At 45.0% G+C, this 18,350-nt stretch carries 19 protein-coding genes; 2 read left to right on the forward strand and 17 right to left on the reverse strand.

The window, feature by feature from the left end; all coding sequences use genetic code 11:
* The coding region (locus tag WS34_RS11745; protein ID WP_046405019.1) for a hypothetical protein at positions 1-454 on the reverse strand (454 nt) is incomplete at its 3' end.
* Positions 455-584: 130 nt separating this feature from the next.
* On the opposite strand from WS34_RS11745, the gene WS34_RS11750 reads away from it, so the two are divergent.
* Positions 585-1,130, forward strand: a complete 546-nt coding sequence (locus tag WS34_RS11750; protein ID WP_046405021.1) for an RNA polymerase sigma factor — start codon at positions 585-587, stop codon at positions 1,128-1,130.
* Positions 1,131-1,235: 105 nt separating this feature from the next.
* On the opposite strand, the gene WS34_RS11755 is transcribed toward WS34_RS11750, so the two are convergent.
* The 16 genes from WS34_RS11755 to WS34_RS11830 all read right to left on the reverse strand — a co-directional run bounded on the left by WS34_RS11755 (position 1,236) and on the right by WS34_RS11830 (position 17,029).
* Complete coding sequence (locus WS34_RS11755; RefSeq protein WP_022161161.1) at positions 1,236-2,111, reverse strand: Cbp1 family collagen-binding glycoprotein adhesin; 876 nt, start codon at positions 2,109-2,111, stop codon at positions 1,236-1,238.
* A 200-nt stretch (positions 2,112-2,311) separates the two neighbouring features.
* A complete protein-coding gene (locus tag WS34_RS11760) occupies positions 2,312-3,157 on the reverse strand; it encodes a 3-hydroxybutyryl-CoA dehydrogenase (protein WP_022161162.1) in 846 nt (281 codons plus the stop codon).
* Between the two features lie 27 nt (positions 3,158-3,184).
* Positions 3,185-3,964, reverse strand: coding sequence for a short-chain-enoyl-CoA hydratase (locus WS34_RS11765; RefSeq protein ID WP_022161163.1), 780 nt, complete (start codon positions 3,962-3,964; stop codon positions 3,185-3,187).
* Between the two features lie 10 nt (positions 3,965-3,974).
* On the reverse strand, positions 3,975-4,985 hold the full coding sequence (locus WS34_RS11770) for an electron transfer flavoprotein subunit alpha/FixB family protein (protein WP_022161164.1): 1,011 nt from the start codon (positions 4,983-4,985) through the stop codon (positions 3,975-3,977).
* Between the two features lie 64 nt (positions 4,986-5,049).
* On the reverse strand, positions 5,050-5,832 hold the full coding sequence (locus WS34_RS11775; RefSeq protein ID WP_046405024.1) for an electron transfer flavoprotein subunit beta/FixA family protein: 783 nt from the start codon (positions 5,830-5,832) through the stop codon (positions 5,050-5,052).
* A 37-nt stretch (positions 5,833-5,869) separates the two neighbouring features.
* Positions 5,870-7,009 (reverse strand): acyl-CoA dehydrogenase, encoded by a 1,140-nt coding sequence (locus WS34_RS11780; protein WP_013613326.1) that lies wholly within the window; start codon positions 7,007-7,009, stop codon positions 5,870-5,872.
* A 57-nt stretch (positions 7,010-7,066) separates the two neighbouring features.
* Complete coding sequence (locus WS34_RS11785; RefSeq protein ID WP_013613325.1) at positions 7,067-7,723, reverse strand: 3-oxoacid CoA-transferase subunit B; 657 nt, start codon at positions 7,721-7,723, stop codon at positions 7,067-7,069.
* A gap of 13 nt (positions 7,724-7,736) precedes the next feature.
* Positions 7,737-8,525 carry a lysine 5,6-aminomutase subunit beta gene (kamE, locus tag WS34_RS11790; RefSeq protein WP_022161165.1) on the reverse strand — a complete coding sequence of 263 codons (789 nt, stop codon included), beginning with the start codon at positions 8,523-8,525 and terminating at the stop codon, positions 7,737-7,739.
* Between the two features lie 26 nt (positions 8,526-8,551).
* On the reverse strand, positions 8,552-10,102 hold the full coding sequence (kamD, locus tag WS34_RS11795) for a lysine 5,6-aminomutase subunit alpha (protein WP_046405028.1): 1,551 nt from the start codon (positions 10,100-10,102) through the stop codon (positions 8,552-8,554).
* Positions 10,103-10,115: 13 nt separating this feature from the next.
* Positions 10,116-11,534 carry a lysine 5,6-aminomutase reactivase ATPase KamC gene (kamC, locus tag WS34_RS11800; RefSeq protein ID WP_046405030.1) on the reverse strand — a complete coding sequence of 473 codons (1,419 nt, stop codon included), beginning with the start codon at positions 11,532-11,534 and terminating at the stop codon, positions 10,116-10,118.
* Positions 11,535-11,538: 4 nt separating this feature from the next.
* The gene (gene kamB, locus WS34_RS11805) at positions 11,539-12,561 is read right to left on the reverse strand and encodes a lysine 5,6-aminomutase reactivase subunit KamB (protein WP_286693745.1); all 1,023 of its coding nucleotides are present in this window, start codon (positions 12,559-12,561) and stop codon (positions 11,539-11,541) included.
* A 78-nt stretch (positions 12,562-12,639) separates the two neighbouring features.
* Entirely contained in the window at positions 12,640-13,890 is a 1,251-nt protein-coding gene (kamA, locus tag WS34_RS11810; protein WP_046405033.1) for a lysine 2,3-aminomutase, read from the reverse strand.
* 44 nt (positions 13,891-13,934) lie between these two features.
* Positions 13,935-14,975, reverse strand: a complete 1,041-nt coding sequence (kdd, locus tag WS34_RS11815) for an L-erythro-3,5-diaminohexanoate dehydrogenase (RefSeq protein WP_022161167.1) — start codon at positions 14,973-14,975, stop codon at positions 13,935-13,937.
* 69 nt (positions 14,976-15,044) lie between these two features.
* Entirely contained in the window at positions 15,045-15,872 is an 828-nt protein-coding gene (kce, locus tag WS34_RS11820) for a 3-keto-5-aminohexanoate cleavage enzyme (RefSeq protein WP_022161168.1), read from the reverse strand.
* Between the two features lie 24 nt (positions 15,873-15,896).
* The gene (gene kal, locus WS34_RS11825) at positions 15,897-16,283 is read right to left on the reverse strand and encodes a 3-aminobutyryl-CoA ammonia lyase (RefSeq protein ID WP_041556993.1); all 387 of its coding nucleotides are present in this window, start codon (positions 16,281-16,283) and stop codon (positions 15,897-15,899) included.
* Positions 16,284-16,381: 98 nt separating this feature from the next.
* Entirely contained in the window at positions 16,382-17,029 is a 648-nt protein-coding gene (locus WS34_RS11830) for a CoA transferase subunit A (RefSeq protein WP_046405035.1), read from the reverse strand.
* Positions 17,030-17,648: 619 nt separating this feature from the next.
* Here WS34_RS11830 and WS34_RS11835 point away from each other — a divergent pair.
* Positions 17,649-18,350 (forward strand): carboxypeptidase-like regulatory domain-containing protein (locus tag WS34_RS11835; RefSeq protein ID WP_046405036.1); only part of this gene is annotated, 702 nt, incomplete at its 3' end.

Consider the following 18,350-nt stretch of genomic DNA (forward strand, 5'->3'; position numbering starts at 1 on the left):
GTTGTTTATTGACAAGCAATTCAATGGGTTTTTTATCCAAAGCCACTTGCCGTCCATCCCCTAAAGTCAATATCGCCTTTGCTGAGCCAGGCTGTATCTGAGCAGCCATTTGTTCTGTCAATACCTGTTCTGAATCCATTGAAGTGAAATAAAAAACGAAAGTTATGCCCAGACAGAGTATTACACAGGCAGCCACCCAACTTACTGATTTCCGGATTCTCCTTTGCCTGTTCCGTTTCACCTTACTCCGGATAGCTTCCATCGCCCGGGAAAGGTCGAATCCAGTCACCCAATCCGAATATTCCGTCAAGCTCTGTCCCGACATCAACCGTTTATACATCTCTGTATTTTCTCCCGACTCCCCCAACCACAACTTCAAAGTTTTCCTCTCTTCCTCAGAAAGCTGTTGATAATAGGCTTTTTTTAACAATATATTTAAACTCTCTCTGTTCATCTGAATCTATTTTACTACATTTTTCCTCTCTTAATTCATATTAAAGACTAACTCAGTAACGAAAAGGATGAACGGAATTATAATTTTTTTTTAAATTTGTAGAGCAATTCCTTAAAAAGATGTTATAAAAATGGATAAAAACACAACATATCAAACGGGAAATACAGCTGCAACCAAGTTCGAAAGCTTAGTGAACCGTTTGTATGTTTCTTTGTGTTTCGCAGCCAACCGTTTCCTTTGCGATAAAACAGCTGCCCAAGATATTGTACAGGAAGCTTTTGCACGCCTCTGGGAATTACAAGGAAAAAACAAAAATATTGAGAATATCGATAATTATATGTATATGCTGGTTCATAACCTTTCACTTGAATGGCTGCGAACCCGCAAGCTGCAAGCTAAATATCTAAACAACCATCCTCTGAAAGAGGTCAATATCTTCAATGTCATTGTAGAAGCAGACGTCGCCATGCAGATTCTCGCAGAAATAGAAAAACTTCCTCCCCGTAGTAAACAAGTCATGCAGCTCGCTTTTCAAGGCCTCGACAATCAGCAAATAGCACAGGAAATGAACATCTCAGTAAGCAGTGTTAAAACACTGAAATACAAAAGTATCGACAAATTGAAAGCGATTTTCTCATCGGATACTCTTTTAAAAATCCTGATGATCTTCGGCTAGTTTTTTTTCATTATTTTCTCTCCCGACAAGAATAATCGTTGTGAAAAAAAAGAAAAGAGACATACTTTTTGGGTATGCCTCTCTCAGTTAAAATTATTCCCGCTTTTATCCAATCATCACAACCAGGTATTTAGTTTGTTTCCAAAAATTATTTTCATCATTGATTTTCAGGGTCATATTACCATCTTCACCGGTCTCCAAAGTATAGGAATCAGCCGGATGGACAGAAAGTAATTTCGCTTTTTTACTATTCAACGGGATCACCTTCATCTCACGGATATCCAAATCGGTAAAGTTGGCTTTTTGTGCTTGTGACGATACGATCGGCGGACAGAAAATCCCTTGTCTGGAAATTACCTCAGCTTCTTTCAGCTCTTTGCGGTTTCCAATCAAATAGTGTCCCTGATGAATCGCCATATCCTGTTCATTGATCGTCATTTGCTGACTTTTATTGGCTTTATCCAAAGCTTCCACATTCTCGGTCAGATTAGCGACTTCCTCGGTCTTCACTGCCAATTGCTGATTCTTCTCAGCCAATTGTTTAGTAATTTCATTCAGTTTCTGTGTACGTTGATCCAATTCCGCATTTAAGCCGGCAATCAATCTTTTAAACTCGGCCGACTGGCTTTTATTCTTACCTTCGAGTTTGGAAATCTGTTCTTTATAAGAAGCGATCGCCTCGGTAATAGCCTGTACGTCTTTTTTCAGCTGATTCAATTGCTGTTTGGATTTACTATTGGCTTTATTTTCATTAATTGTTTCCAAAGTCAATAAACGTTCGGCATCCCGCAACGATTGCATTCCGGCAGAAATATCGTTCAAATCGGCCAGCATACTCTCCATTTCGGAATTCTGCATAATATGTACTGTACTCAAAGAATCCAGACGGGCTTGTAAAGACTTATATTTCTGAGAACTCTCTACGCAACTACCCAAGAAGAACATAGAAGCTCCGATTCCTAAAATGACGATCTTTTTCATACTATTATTTTTTAGAGTTAGATTCTGTCCTTAAACAGGACAAATCCGATGCCACAAGCACAAAATCAACAAAATATACTAATTATCAATATATTACATACAACAGATTAAGAATCGCAGCTTGTAGAAAGTGGGGAAAAAGTAAAAATGCTGGGGAAATATTCCCCAGCATCGTATCCCGGTAAAGAAGACTCTCCTCATTATTTCCGATAGTCATAAAACCCGACTCCGGTCTTCCGTCCCAATAAGTTAGCGCGAACCATTTTCCGCAACAAAGGATGAGGCCGGTATTTAGAGTCACCGAATTCCCGGTACAACACTTCCATAATAGCCAGACAAACATCCAATCCGATCAAATCACCCAGTTCCAATGGTCCCATAGGATGGTTAGCCCCTAATTTCATCGCGGCATCGATTTCCTCTTTTTTCGCCACTCCGTCAGCTAATATACCGATGCCTTCGTTCACCAGAGGGATCAGAATCCGGTTGACTATAAATCCAGGAGCTTCCTCGACACTGACGGGCACTTTCCCGATTTCCTGCGATAAAGCAAATACCTGATCATGCACCTCTGCCGAAGTCAGCCGGCCTTTGATCACTTCCACCAGTTTCATAGCCGGAACAGGATTGAAGAAATGCATACCGATCACCTTTTCCGGACGGTTAGTCACAGCGGCCACTTCCGTTATAGAAAGCGAAGAAGTATTGGTTGCCAATATCGCTTCCGGTTTACAAATTCCGTCCAACAATTTGAATATCTCATGCTTGGTAGCCATATCTTCAGCTATCGCCTCGATCACCAAATCAGCATCGGCACAATCCTCATATTTCATCGAATCTTTAATCCTGGCCAATACCTGATCTTTAACCCCGGCTTCCAATTTACCTTTTTCCACCATTCTGGAAAGATTTTTATCCATAGCTTTGTGGGCTTTTGCCAAAGAAGCTTCAGAACGGCCTTTTAACAATACCTCATGTCCGGCCTGGGCAAATACCTGGGCAATACCATGTCCCATAGTCCCTGTTCCAACAATGCATATTTTCATAATCGATAAATTTAAATTACAAAGATTTTAATTCCCTTCAAATTCGGGTTTACGTTTCCATAAAAAAGCTTCCATGCCTTCCTTCTGGTCGGTCGTTGCGAAACACAACCCGAACAAACCGTTTTCGATGACGATACCGGTATCCATATCCGTTTCCACTCCCCGGTTGATAGCTTCTTTGGCATAACGAACCGCCAATGGCGCTTTAGCAGCAATAGTCTTTGCCATAGCCATACACTCATTCATCAATTCTTCCGATTCCACCACTTTGTTCACCAGTCCGATCCGGCAAGCTTCCTCGGCATGGATAACCGCAGCCGTATAAATCAACTCTTTGGCTTTACCTAATCCGACTAAACGCGGTAAACGCTGGGTACCGGAAAATCCCGGCGTGATCCCAAGTCCCACTTCCGGCTGACCGAACTTCGCCTTAGCCGAGGCGATACGGATATCACAAGCCATCGCCAGTTCACATCCTCCTCCTAAAGCAAATCCATTCACGGCAGCAATAACCGGCTTAGCCATCAGTTCGATTTTCCGGAAAACAGCAGCCCCTAACTCACCGAAACGCCGGCCTTCTTCGGCCTTCATCACACTCATTTCAGCAATATCGGCTCCCGCAACAAACGAACGTCCTTCGCCTGTCAGAATAACCACATCGGTTTCCGGATCGGCTGCAATTTCATCGAATGCCCGGTCCAATTCCTGCAAGATCACCGTATTCAAGGCATTCAATGCCTCCGGATGATTGATCTTTACCAGACAAACACGATCTTGTTTTTCCAGCATTAATTTTTGATACTCCATGTCCGGGCTTTTATTTGTCAGTTTTCCGGATGTTTGCCAACCTCTCGGTCAGCAACGGAACGATCTGTTTCACATCCCCGACAATTCCCAGGTCGGCAACGTTAAAAATCGGAGCATATTTATCCTTGTTCACGGCAACGATAAATTCCGATTCCTCCATTCCGGCCAAATGCTGAATAGCTCCGGAAATACCCATAGCGAAATACAGATCGGGACGAACGGTTTTCCCGGTTTGGCCAACCTGACGGTCATGAGGCATAACCCCGGCATCCACCATGGCACGTGAAGAAGAAACCTCGGCATTCAGCGTTTCCGCTAATTTTCCGAGCATCTCAAATCCCTCCGTATTACCTACACCACGGCCTCCGGATACAAGAATCTTCGCTTCTGTTATATCGATACGGTTCTTTTGTTCTTTCACCGTCTCGAGAATCCGCACTTTAAATTTCGACTTATCGAAATGAATATTCACCTTCTCTACCGTTCCGGCACGTTGTTCATCTTTCGGTTTCGTGCGCATCACTCCCGGACGTACGGTCGACATTTGCGGCCGGTGTTCTTTACAAATAATCGTCGCCATCAGATTTCCTCCGAATGCAGGACGGGTCATCAGCAAATCCCGTTCATCCGAGATAGCGAGGCCCGTACAATCGGCTGTCAACCCGGTCTCTAAACGGGCGGATAAACGAGGGCCCAAATCCCGGCCGATCGTCGTCGCTCCAATCAGTACGATACTGGGTTTACGCTCATGTACAATCTGTGTAATCGCCTGAGCGTAAGGCTCGGTATTATATTGTACCAGCTCCCGTTCGTCAGCACACAATACGACATCGGCCCCATAAGCGATCAATTCCTGTGCCTGACCCGCCACTTCATAACCCAACAACATCGCCACCACTTTTTCATTCAGGCTATCGGCCAACTCCCGGGCTTTCCCCAATAATTCGATGGCAACTTTCTGAATAACTCCTTCCCGTTGCTCTACGAATACATAAACGTCTTTATATTGAGATTTATCCATCTTCATCAGATTTTAAACTTTAGATTTCACCGGATTATTCCCGGTTTTCCTCTAAAATCATGTATTAAATAATAAATTTCTCTTTCAATTTTTCGATAATAACATCTACAGCTTCGGCCGGTTCCACTTCGAAAACTTTTCCGGCTGCTTTAGCTCCTTTGGTAAAAGACTTCCATACCCGCGTCGGCGAACCGTTCAATCCCAATTTAGCTTCATCCACACTGATATTATTAAAATTCCAGATTTCCACTTCCCGATCGTATGCCTCTACGATTCCCCGCACAGACATATAGCGCGCTTTGTTTGCCGTAGCCAGAACAGTAACGACACAGGGAGATTCCACCTGTACGGTTTGATATCCTTCTTCGGTAGATTTACGGATTGTAAACAACTTGTCACCATCGAATTCCAGATGCTCGACATACGTCACTTGTGGCAAATCGAGATGCTCGGCAATCTGAGGTCCTACCTGCGCCGTATCTCCATCGATCGCCTGCCGGCCGGTAATGACCAGGTCGAAATCCAGCATCCGTAAAGCACCGGCAATAGCATTCGACGTAGCCAATGTATCTGCACCGGCAAACTTACGGTCGCTCAAATGAATCGCCCGGTCGGCTCCCATGGCAAAAGCTTCACGCAAAATATCGTCGGCCTGAGGCGGTCCCATCGTAATAACGGTTACCTGCGCACCATATTTATCTTTCAAGGCCAAAGCCATTTCCAATCCTCCTTTATCGTCGGGATTCATAATGCTAGGTACACCATCCCGTATCATTGTTCCTGTTACCGGATCGAGTTTGATCTCTGTCGTATCAGGTACTTGTTTTATACAAACTACTATTTTCATGTATTCTCTTTTTATAAGTTCAATGCGGAAAACATTATTATTTCAATAGAGCAGCAGCAATCACCATCCGCTGTACTTCAGAGGTTCCCTCATAAATCTCCGTAATCTTGGCATCTCTCATCATCCGTTCGACCGGATACTCACGGGTATATCCATACCCCCCGTGGAACTGTACGGCTTTTGTCGTCACTTCCATCGCTGTTTCAGCAGCAAATAACTTAGCCCGTGCCGAATCGACAGAGTAAGGGATTTTCCTGTCTTTCTTCCAGGCAGCCGTCCGCACCAACAAACGGGCAGCTTCGATCTTGGCATTTAAATCGGCCAACTGAAATTGGGTATTCTGAAATTGTCCGATAGAGCGTCCGAACTGTTTCCGTTCTTTCACATATTTTATTGTCTCATCCATGGCTCCCTGAGCAATTCCCAAGGCCTGTGAAGCAATTCCCATACGTCCGCCATCGAGCGTCTTCATCGCAATTTTAAATCCTTCACCCGGTTTACCCAGCATATTTCCTTTAGGTACAATACAATTTTCAAAAATCAACTCACAGGTTGCGGATCCCCGGATCCCCATCTTTTTCTCTTTTTTACCGATGGAAAATCCCGGAAAATCCCGTTCAACGATAAAAGCAGAGATTCCTCGTGTACCCTGCGACTTATCGGTCATCGCCATAACAATGTAAACGTGTGCATAAGCTGCATTCGTAATAAATATTTTGGACCCGTTGAGCACATAATGATCCTCTTCAGCAACAGCCATTGTCTGCTGGGCAGAGGCATCGGTACCTGCATTCGGTTCGGTCAGACCAAAAGCTCCGATCCATTCTCCCGAACATAATTTGGGTAAATATTTTTTCCGTTGTTCTTCATTTCCGAATTCATAGATCGGAGAAGCACACAAAGAGGTATGGGCAGAAACAATAACCCCGGTCGTTGCACATACCCGGGACAATTCCTCTACAGCCATAGAATACAATACGTTATCACCACCGGCTCCGCCATATTCCACCGGGAAAGGGATACCCATAATCCCCAGTTTCGCCATTTTTTCTACCGTTTCGACAGGGAATCTCTCTTCTTCGTCCACTTCTGCCGCCAGCGGTTTTACTTCTTTCTCAGCAAATGCTCTGATCATCTGCTGAAACAATATCTCTTTTTTTGATAATGAAAAATCCATACCTTTTTTAATTTATAGTTTACTCCATCACAATTTCCTTCAATACGCTTTCGTCGTTCAGCACATCTTTTTTAAATCCGGGGCAACGATCAGAGTTGCTTCTGTAGCTGCCTGCACCTGTTCTACCGTAAACTCAGGATGTATCTCTTTCAGTACAATTCCCCCGGGTGTGATCTCCATAACTCCCATTTCTGTAACGATCATATTCACCTGCCCCTTGGCTGTCAAAGGTAAAGTACATTTTTTCAGGATTTTCGGATTTCCTTTTGCCGTATGTTCCATGGCCAGGATCACCTTACCGGCTCCCATCAGCAGGTCCATCGCTCCTCCCATTCCCGGTGTTTTTTTCCCCGGTATCATCCAGTTGGCTAAATCTCCTTTTTCATCTACTTGCAAGGCCCCCAGGATACTGACATCTACGTGTCCGCCCCGGATAATACCGAACGAAGTAGCACTATCGAAGCTGGCCGCTCCGGGCAGAGCCGTTATCGCTCCACCGCCGGCATTGATCAAGTCCGGATCTTCTTCTCCCGGAGCAGGAGTCGGCCCCATACCGATCAATCCATTCTCCGTTTGTAAGATGACCTCGACACCTTCAGGCAGATAATTCGGTACTAAAGTCGGCAAACCGATACCCAGATTCACCACGTCTCCATCGTGGAGTTCCATTGCCACTCTCCTGGCAATCACTTCCCTGATTTGTTCTTTTTCCATAGCTTGTATATTTTCAATGATTCATTCTTCGATCCAATTCCTGCGCAATAAACGAGGCGACATCGTCGGCATAGGTATTCATCCCGAAGCCGGCATCGTACCCCAATTCTTTCGCCAACTCGTGTGAAATCCGGGGACCACCACAAGCCAGGATCACTTTGTCCCGTAATCCTTCGGCTTCCAACATCTCCACGAGTTCCGTCAGATTTTTAATATGAATATCTTTCTGAGTCACGGTCTGCGAAACCAATAAAGCATCGGCTTTCAACTCGATAGCCTTAGCGATAAATTCCTCGTTGGTCACCTGGCTACCCATATTCAAGGCTTCGAACATTTCATACCGCTCCAAACCATAATGTCCGGCAAAACCTTTCATATTCATAATAGCGTCGATTCCCACCGTATGGGCATCTGTTCCGGTACTAGCTCCGATCACCACAATTTTCCGACCGATATGTTCCCGGACAAACTGATCGGTCTCTCCCATATCCCACTTGGTCGATTCCACTTTCGGCACATAGATATTGCTATAATCTACCGTGTGTACACAATTTCCATAACAATTAAAAAAAGTATATCCTTTCGTCAGTTCCTGATGAAACACCACCTGAGGATTTTCAAATCCCATTTTTTTCATCAACTGTTTAGCAGCCTCTATCGCTTCATCTCCGGCAGGTACAGGTAAAGTGAAACTCAGCTGTGTCTTTCCGTCGTTCATCGTATCCCCGTAGGGTTTTATCTTTTTCAGATCGAGGGTTTGATCGAAATCTCTCCCTTCTGTTGAATATAAACCTCCGCTCATAATCTTTATTTGATTTACGATTTTTGTTATCTGTTCATCATGATCTCTACAAAAGGATTGCTATAGTTCTTTCCCTTGGGACAAACGCCGTCCAATCCTTTTCCTCCGTTTTTGGGACGCTTGATATCGGCAAAAATTCCTTTTTCCAAGGCTGTAAAAAGTCCTTCCCGTTCAATCTTTTCCAAGAGAACGGTAGCTTTATCCAACACTTCTTTCGCCCTGTTTTGTATAATCCCGTTTTCTTTAAAGACCACTTCATCTCCGATATTTTTCATATTATTAAAAATATAACGGGCATTCTCGATCGACAGATAACGATCCGACATAAATGGAGTATGTATGGCTTCGGTCGGCATTCCCAACAGTTGAATACCTTGTGAAGTCCAGATTCCGATCATATTGAAAAGAGCATCCTGAATATGTCCGCGGAAAATATTTCCGGTCATAAATTTCGTCGGAGGCATATATTTCAAAGTAGCCTTCGGAAAAATTTCCCGGGTCATCTGGGCCTGAGCCAATTCGTACAAAAAGCCGTTTTCCAGCATGGGATCCATTTCAAAAGCATGTCCCAGGCCCATTTGTTCTTCCGGCAGCCCGGCCAATAAAGCCAATTGTTCATTGATCAGATCGGAAGCCAAAACAGTATGTGCTTCTTCGACAGCGTCGGCAGTAGTCAGGTAGTTATCTTCGCCTGTGTTGATTATCACTCCGGCAAAGCCGTTGATCACCCGCGACATAAACTGGTCGACCAACGTCCGCTGCATATTGATATCCCGGAATAAAATTCCATACAATGCATCGTTCAACATCACATCCAGCCCTTCCAAAGCTCCCATCACAGCAATCTCCGGCATACATAAACCGGAACAATAATTACACAGCCGAATATAACGACCGACTTCTTCTCCTACCTCATCCAAAGCTTTCCGCATAATCCGAAAATTTTCCTGGGTGGCAAAAGTTCCGCCGAATCCTTCTGTCGTAGCCCCATAGGGTACATAGTCCAACAAACTTTGCCCCGTTGTACGGATCACAGCAATGACATCCGCCCCTTGCCGGGCAGCCGCCTGTGCCTGTACCACGTCTTCGTAAATATTACCGGTAGCGACAATGACATAAAGATAAGGCTTTGCTCCCTCTCCGATCGTTGCGATATAATTCTCACGCCGTTTCCGGTTGTCGGAAATCCGACGGATACTGGCCTCGATATAGGGTTGTAACGCTTTTTCCCGCTGGCCGGGAGTACATACCGGTACCCGGGTGACATCTACTTTCCCGGCAGCCACTTGTTCGGCTATTTCCTGCGGAGTCATTCCGGTTTCCACCATTACATTACCCAGAAAGAATAAAATTCCTTCTCCCAACACGTTCTTTTCTTTCAGCTCGTCTACCAAAATATTCGGCAGAGGGACAGCATGAACATCCACTCCGTCGATACCCAGCAAACGACACAATGTCCTTTCGACAGCCACTGTCGTATAGCCATCCACAAAATCCTGCACCTGGTCAGCAATCTTACGGGCCATTTCACGGGCATGTCCGACTTTATCAAAATCTATTCCTAATTTACTTTTCATATATATTTTCTTTCTACTGTACTGTCTTTTTCCAATCAGGATGTTCTTCCTGCAAATAATTTTCCACCCGTTCCAACACTCCACGGTCGATCCCCAGCATCCAGGCAATACGCATCGCCTCCTGGGGAACTTCTTCTCCGCTGTCTTCTTCGAGTGAATAATCAATAAACTCATTGATATTTTTCAGGGTCATATTCCCTTCAACCCGATTCTCTACAAATCCCCGCACTCTCAATTTACGGCATTCGGCCGTTATTCCGCTATAATGGGTAGTAACCATAGCCATCACCCGGTGAGTAGTCAAAAAATCCACTACCCCATTCACAATTGCCCGTCCCTCGACGGGATTGGTCGTCCGGGCCAATTCGTCTATCAGCACCAAAATTTTACTTCGCTGCCTGACTTGCCGGATCATTTCATCCACCCGCAACATCTCAGCCGCATAAGAAGAGAGACCGTTCAATTCATCCTGATCATCCCCGATACTGGTCAAGACTTGTTCCACGAGCGGCATACCCGCCCGCCGGGCAGGTACATAAAAACCGAACTGCATCAGGTATTGCGCCAATTGCACACTTTTCAACAACACTGTCTTTCCGGCCATATTGGCTCCGGTAATCACCGTCGTTCCCTTTTCCAATTTCAAATCTACAGCCTGAAACGCTCTTCCTTCCTGTTCTAAAATCTCCCGGATCTGAGGATGGAAAAGACCTTCGAACACCATTTCCCCCTCTTCCGGAATTTGCGGCAAAGTCAATTGTCCTCTTATTGCTTGTCTGGCTTTTGCCAATACGACATCCAGCAATCCGACCGCTTCCAAAGCCTGTTTCAAATCGTCGTGATAAGGTCTCAACTGCACAGACAACTCTTCGCGTACCTTGTCTTCCAAAACCACACTTTGTACATACAACGCTTCTAATTCCCGTTCTTCTGCCCCTTGAAGGCTCTTTTGTTTTATTTCAGCTCTCAGCCTGGCCAGCTCAGCCGAATAAGTATCATAAATATAAAAATGAGGAATCCGATTCCCTTCCGGATCCAACAAACGTACAACCGGCTCCAGTTCCGGGAGTAAAACAATCCGCCATTCTTCGACAAGTTCCCTGATTTCTTCCGAGCACAAAGCAAAAGTTTTCAATTCGAACAATTCAAGATCATCCAACACTTGCTCCATCGCCATCCGCCCGATCGTCCCCCGGATATCTCTCACCTGCATCAGCTTACCAGTCAAACGTTCCAGCCGGGATTCATTTTCAGGTTGTTCAAAAAGTACCATGATCTTTTGAATACGTTCAAATTCGGCCTCCAACCGAGATTTCGAATCGAGCCAGGGCAGATCATACAATACCCTCCGGCCTACAGCCGAACAGATATCCAATTGTTCGATCATATAACGGAATCCCCTGACTTGTCTTATCGCTTCCCTTAAAATCATATCCTCAACGGTTTTTACCGACTTTTTCTATTTTTTTCACATCATACACCGGAATTTGCAAGCTTTCTTCCAATGCTTGCTGCAAACGCAACGAATCCAAAAGTAATCCTCCCGGAGACTGAGGATTGATCGTAACGGCCAAAAGCCGGCTACGATGAAGCACCTGTACTCTTCCGCCCTTACGTAAAAAGGCATAAAAAGACTCAGGTGCGGCAAAAACACGGGTAAAATCACGGACGATCAATTCTACGGTCTGTTTCTGTACGCGTAAAAACTGAAATACTTTATCACTCACAGCACCGGCAATAAAGATCCGATGCCCATATTGCAGCAGATCGGTTCCACTTTTCTCCAGCATAAACACAGAAGGCAATTTCAGATCGATACATTCTCCCTCCGGCCCGACCGCCCATACACCTTGTTGAATAGCATCCAACCTCTCTTGTAAAACTTCGTCCACCTCTTCCAGATCGATCAAATCACAAACATAACGGGTACGTCTCACCAATTCCCGAATATTCCCGGAAACAGCAGCCCCCGTCGCTAAGACCATCGCCTCCGTAACGGTGGGAGACGCCAGGCTTAAACGGGACAAAGCCCCGTCGACCAAGGTCGTTTGTATCCCGAAATCTTTCATATGCCGGATCAGACTTTTCAACCCGGCAGTATCCGCAGGCCCTGAAAGCAATACTTTTCCCGAAGTTTTAGCCCTGGCGATAACCAACCGTCCCAAAGCAGTCCGATGATCATCGATTTCCATGATTTCAGCCACCAACCTCCTCTCCCGGTAATGTTTCTCCGAAGTAACGAATATCATTCCTTCCGGCACGATAATCTCGGGTTTCGGGGTTTGACATACCTGATCCCGGTTTTCTCCGTCAATTCCGATCGAAGTCAGAGCGAACCGATCTGCCGAATCTTTTATCCTGCGAAGGATGTAATTCAGGCATTCTGTTTTCCCTGTATTTTTCTCCAATCCGACAATTGCCAGACTCCTGTAATCGGATATGTCATCAACAAAACCCATCTGTTCAGCATTTTCATTTATGATTCCGGATTTATCCTTTCAATCGAATGAAACGGTAAATCCAAAATCACAAATAATTTATCCTTTCGCCAATAGATTACGTGTCTTACGATCCAGATTCGCCGGTTCGAGAGACAAACGTTCTCCGCTCAGCAACTCAGCCACTCCTTCTGTTTTACGGCGCTTCTCACACTCTTCACAGTGGCATTCGTCTCTGTAATCCGTCGGTTCGGTATACGTAGTCACTACGCCTTCAAAATTACGCAACACCACCCGATTGGGGCCCTGAGAAATCAGATAGGTCGGCATCACCGGAATTTTTCCGCCTCCACCGGGAGCATCCACGACGAAAGTAGGCACGGCATAACCGGAAGTATGTCCCCGCAGGTTCTCGATAATCTCGATTCCCTTCGATACAGGGGTACGGAAATGACCGATACCCACAGAAAGATCACAGATATAGATGTAATAGGGACGTACCCGGATCTTGACCAACTCGTGCACCAATTTTTTCATGACATGTGTACAATCGTTGATCCCGCGGAGCAGGACAGACTGATTTCCCAGAGGTATACCCGCATCGGCCAGCCGGGCACAAGCAGCCGCCGACTCTTCGGTAATTTCGTTCGGATGGTTGAAATGAGTATTCAGCCAAATCGGATGATATTTCCGAAGCATATTTACCAATTCCGGCGTAATGCGCTGGGGTAACACCACCGGTGTTCTCGACCCGATACGGATAATCTCGACATGAGGGATTTCACGCAGCCGTTTGATGATATATTCCAATCGTTCGTCACTGACCAATAAGGCATCCCCTCCCGATAGGAGGACATCTCTCACCTGGGGAGTATTAGCGATATATTCGATACATTTATCGATTCTTTCCAATGGAGTGGCACAATCGTGATGTCCGGCAAAGCGGCGCCGGGTACAATGCCGGCAATACATCGAACACATATCGGTGATCAGGAACAACACCCGGTCAGGATAACGGTGGGTCAGTCCCGGTACGGGTGAATCACCGTCTTCATGCAAGGGATCTTCCAGATCAGCCGGTGACCGATGCAATTCTTCAATGGTCGGCACCGATTGTTTACGGATCGGACAATAAGGATTATCGGGATCGATCAGACTCAGATAATAAGGTGTGATCGCCATCCGTAATGTCTTCAGCGACTCACGGATACCCTCTTCCTCATCTGGTGTCAGCCGGATGTATTTCTTCAGCTGATCCAAAGTTTCAATCCTGTTCTTCACCTGCCAATGCCAATCGTTCCATTGTTCATCGGTTACTTCAGGGAAAAACTCTTTTCTTCTGCTAGCCATAAAAACATATTTTTAATTCGTCGGGATTATAAAATCCCGACCATTCAGGCATACAACTCTGTAAATATCTTCCGTAATGCCTCGCTTTCACGAAGTTCCTGCAGTGTAATCTCAGCATGTCCTTTGGTATACCCATTTCCAACGATCATAGTCACATCGCTGCCGACACCTTCCGCTCCCAAAGCAGCCTTCGTAAAACTGGTCGCCATAGAGAAGAAATAGACCAATCCGTCATTTTTAGTACACAAGATGCTGGTCATCTCAGTATCCGTAATATTCACATTATTGATCGTAATATCACACATTTCACCATTCGTCAGTTCGGCAATTTTCTCCATAACCGGAACCGGCTGAGTTGCATCGGCCGAGAATACATAATCACAGAAGCCTAATTTCTGAAGCCGTTCGGTACTTCTCTGGCTATGGCACAAACCGATTACTTTACCGGTAACACCAGCACGTTTCTTTGCTTCATAGCAACACAACATACCCGATTTACCACCGGCACCGATAATCAATACCGTATCTCCCGGTTTCACCAATTTAGCAGTCTGAGCCGGAGCACCGGCTACATCGAGAGCCGACAAAGCCAACTTCTCAGGCAGATCTGCCGGAATCTTCGCATAAATACCACTTTCAAACAAAATAGCTTTACCATCGATATCCACCTGGTCGACATCTGCCCGGATTTCTTTAATTTTATCGATACGAAGCGGAGTCAGCGACAAAGACACCAAAGTTGCGATTTTATCTCCCACTTTCAGATCGGTCTTTCCAACTAAAGCATCTCCGATTTTTTCCACCGTTCCCAGTAACATACCACCGGAACCGGTCACCGGATTACGGTGTTTTCCTTGTTTCTCTACAATTCCCAGCATGATCTCGGCAATTTTAGCTTTATCCCCTCCGGCTTGTTCTTCAATCTGAGTAAAACTAGCCGAATCGATATTCAGAGTTTGCACATCGATCAAAATCTCGTTATCATAGATTTCGTCCATATTGTTATCCAGTTTGTCAGCTGGTTGTGGCAATACTCCTTTCGGTGAAATTACTCTATGCGTTCCGTATTTATTTCCTTTTTTCATAACGTTTTATTTTTTAATATTTACTTTAATTTTTTCACTTTATACCTTTTGACTTATAGCCTATACTTTTCAGCCTTTAGCTTTCAAATTCAATATCTTCCGTGCTTCGGCCGAGGTAGCGATTTCGCGTCCCAATTCCTTAGCGATACGAACGACCTTAGCTACCAACTCGCCATTGGATTTTGCCAACACCCCTTTTTCGAGATACAGATTATCTTCGAACCCCACTCTGACATTTCCTCCCATAGCGATAGCAGGAGCAGCCAAAGTAAAGGCATGGCGTCCGATACCGGTTGCAGTCCAGGTAGAACCTGCCGGAATAGCATTTACAAGCCAGCAAAGATTAGGAACTGTTGCAGGCGTACACCCGGGGACACCGAGTACAAAATTAAACTGCATGGGAGCTCCCGGTACCTGACCTTTCTTTGCCATATTCAATACGGTTTCGAGATGTCCCATCTCGAAACATTCGTATTCCGGTTTGATCTGGTTTTCCAGCATTCTTTTACCGAAATCCCTCATCATAGGCATGGTATTTTCAAATACCTCATCTCCGAAATTACAGGTGCCACAATCCAGGGTAGCCATTTCCGGGAAAAGTTCGGTCGGCTGCAGACGTTCTTCCGCTGTCATTCCTACAGCCCCTCCGGTCGAAGGGATCAGAATCACATCCGGGCATACTTCATATATAGCGTCTATACACGTTTTGAAACGTGCTTTGCTCTGAGTCGGCGTACCGTCGTCTTCACGTACGTGAAGATGAACGATAGCAGCACCTGCATCTACAGCAGATTTTGCTTCTCTGACGATTTCTTCTACAGTATAAGGAACGGCGGGATTTTGTTCTTTCGTTACCTCTGCCCCGCAGATCGCAGCTGTTATAATCAATTTTTCCATAATTATCAAGACTATTAACTTACACTATCCTTTCCGCTGATCCTCTTTTTTCACCACACAGGTTCCACTGGCCCGGCAAACCACAATCGGTTCAGCCAGGACATCCGCAGCCGAAGCTGAAATATCCGGACGGGCAGCGACCACCTTACGGGCTTCGAAAACCATTTTGCGGGAAGTATTTCCTACTTTCACGATTTCACCGACAGCTTCGATATAGTCGCCGGCATATACCGGAGCCAAAAACTCCACATTGTCATAGGCCACAAAAAGACCTTCATCTCCGTCATGCATAATCAGTAGTTCGGTCGCAACATCGCCGAATAAATGCACCATATGAGCTCCATCCACCAAATTTCCGCCATAATGAGCATCTTTAGCGCTCATCCGAAGTCTTATCATTGATTTTTCCATATCTTTAAATTAACCGGAACAGATCTACACCCATCCCTTCGTTTTTTTTACTTTCCCCCTTCTCCCTTTCTCCGTTCTCCTTTTTTACCTTCTCTCCCCTACCCCTTCACCAAAAAGTCCACGAATATTCCGGGGGTCTTTATCAGCTCGGGATACAGCTCTCCGGTTTCTACCAACTCCTGCACTTCCGCAATAACCAAATCGGCAGCCGTCGCCATCAGTGGATTGAAATTCTGAGTCGTACCTTTATAGACTAAATTTCCGGACTCATCCCCTACACTAGCACCGATCAAAGCCACATCCGCCCGCAACGGTTTTTCCAGCAAATAATCTTTACCGTCGATATTCAGTACTTGTTTACCTTCTGCTACCAGGGTTCCGATACCTGTCGGAGTCAATACTCCCCCCAAACCGGCACCACCGGAACGGATCCGTTCGGCTAAAGTACCCTGCGGACTGAATTCGATCTCCAGTTCACCACTGTTCATTTGTTCACTCGTACATGGATTCGTACCGATATGCGACACGATCACTTTCTTCACCTGCTTGTTAGCGATCAACTGTCCGCATCCTTTATCCGGATAGGCGGTGTCGTTCACGATGAGAATCAGATTTTTCACTTCCGATTGAGCCAAAGCGTTAACGATTGCGTTAGGTGTCCCGTTAGAAAGAAACCCGCCAATCATAACCGTCATCCCATCTTTTACCTTTGCTACCGCCTCTTCCACTGAAATAAGCTTCTTCATAAGTATATGGTTTTGTTTAAAATTAAACTAATTCGATCTAGCATGTCAAATTTATAAAATTTAAAATCAAATATGATATATTTTATACAGATTTTTTTCTGTATTCTATTATTTGGAATGATTCTGTGTATATCTGAATGCGATGAGTAAATTACGTTTCCCGAACTTTTTCAGTGGTAAAGTCCGGGAAATACGTTAAAATCTTTAAAGATACTGCATATCCTTTTGTTGTCAAAAGTGCCTCAAAGGACTTTACCTGCTGAACGCCCGAGTATGTAAAAACGGGTTCGTGTCGGCTCAAGACCGTATAGGTGATAAGGAAAACGAAATCAAGGCTATTCCCGCCCTGTTGGAGAGGACGGACGGGCTATTTTCAAATGCTCAAATCCGTAAACGACAAACGAAGCTTGAAGAAAAGACTATATGCAGCGGCCTCAAATCCTCCCTTTCTCAGAAAAATAATTGAGGCGTATAGATTTTGATGCGATTGCCCTGTAAATATTTGCAAAATATTTGTGCTTTGATATATTATTAATATTTTTGGAGACTATAAAAATAAACAGGCTGTATAAGTTAATTATGTAAACTTTAATCAAACTTTTATTATTCTATGTGCTATATGAAGACAATATGCAAGCATTTGGGGATACTAAGCTGCGTGTTTTTGGGCTTGGTAACTTCGGCTTCGGGTGTATGGGCGAATAATTTTACTACCCGAGGTAGTTCCGTATTGAAATCGAATGGAAAGAATGTTGTTATTACTGCGCAACAATCCGATTTGAAAAAAGTTACAGGTACGGTCAAGGATAAAAAAGGAGATCCGCTTCCTGGCGTGACAGTACTGATGAAAGGTACGACAATCGGTGCAGCTACCGACATCGACGGTAAATTTGCCATCGACGGTGTTGATAGTAAAGCTGTACTTCAGTTTTCTTTCGTGGGAATGAAAACCGTGGATCTGCCTGTCGGTGATAGAACTGTGTTCAATGTCGTTATGGAAGAAGAACAGAGTGATTTGGATGAAGTGATCGTTATCGGGTATGGTAGTACGACGAAAAAAGATCTGACGGGTTCTGTCGCTCGTTTCGATTCCAAAATCATTGAAGAAAGTACGGCGACCAACATTGCCCACATGATGCAGGGACAAGTAGCCGGTTTGAGTGTCCTTAGCGGAGACGGGGCTCCGGGAAGTCCTGCCCGTTTGGAGGTGCGCGGTGTTCCTTCGTTGAGTGGGTCTTTGTCGCCTTTGATTGTGGTGGATAATGTTCCGATGCCCGCAGATTTCGACATCAATGAGTTGAATCCGGATGATGTACAGAGC

This window comes from Odoribacter sp. N15.MGS-14, assembly GCF_000980245.1.
Classification (GTDB): Bacteria; Bacteroidota; Bacteroidia; order Bacteroidales; family Marinifilaceae; genus Odoribacter; species Odoribacter splanchnicus.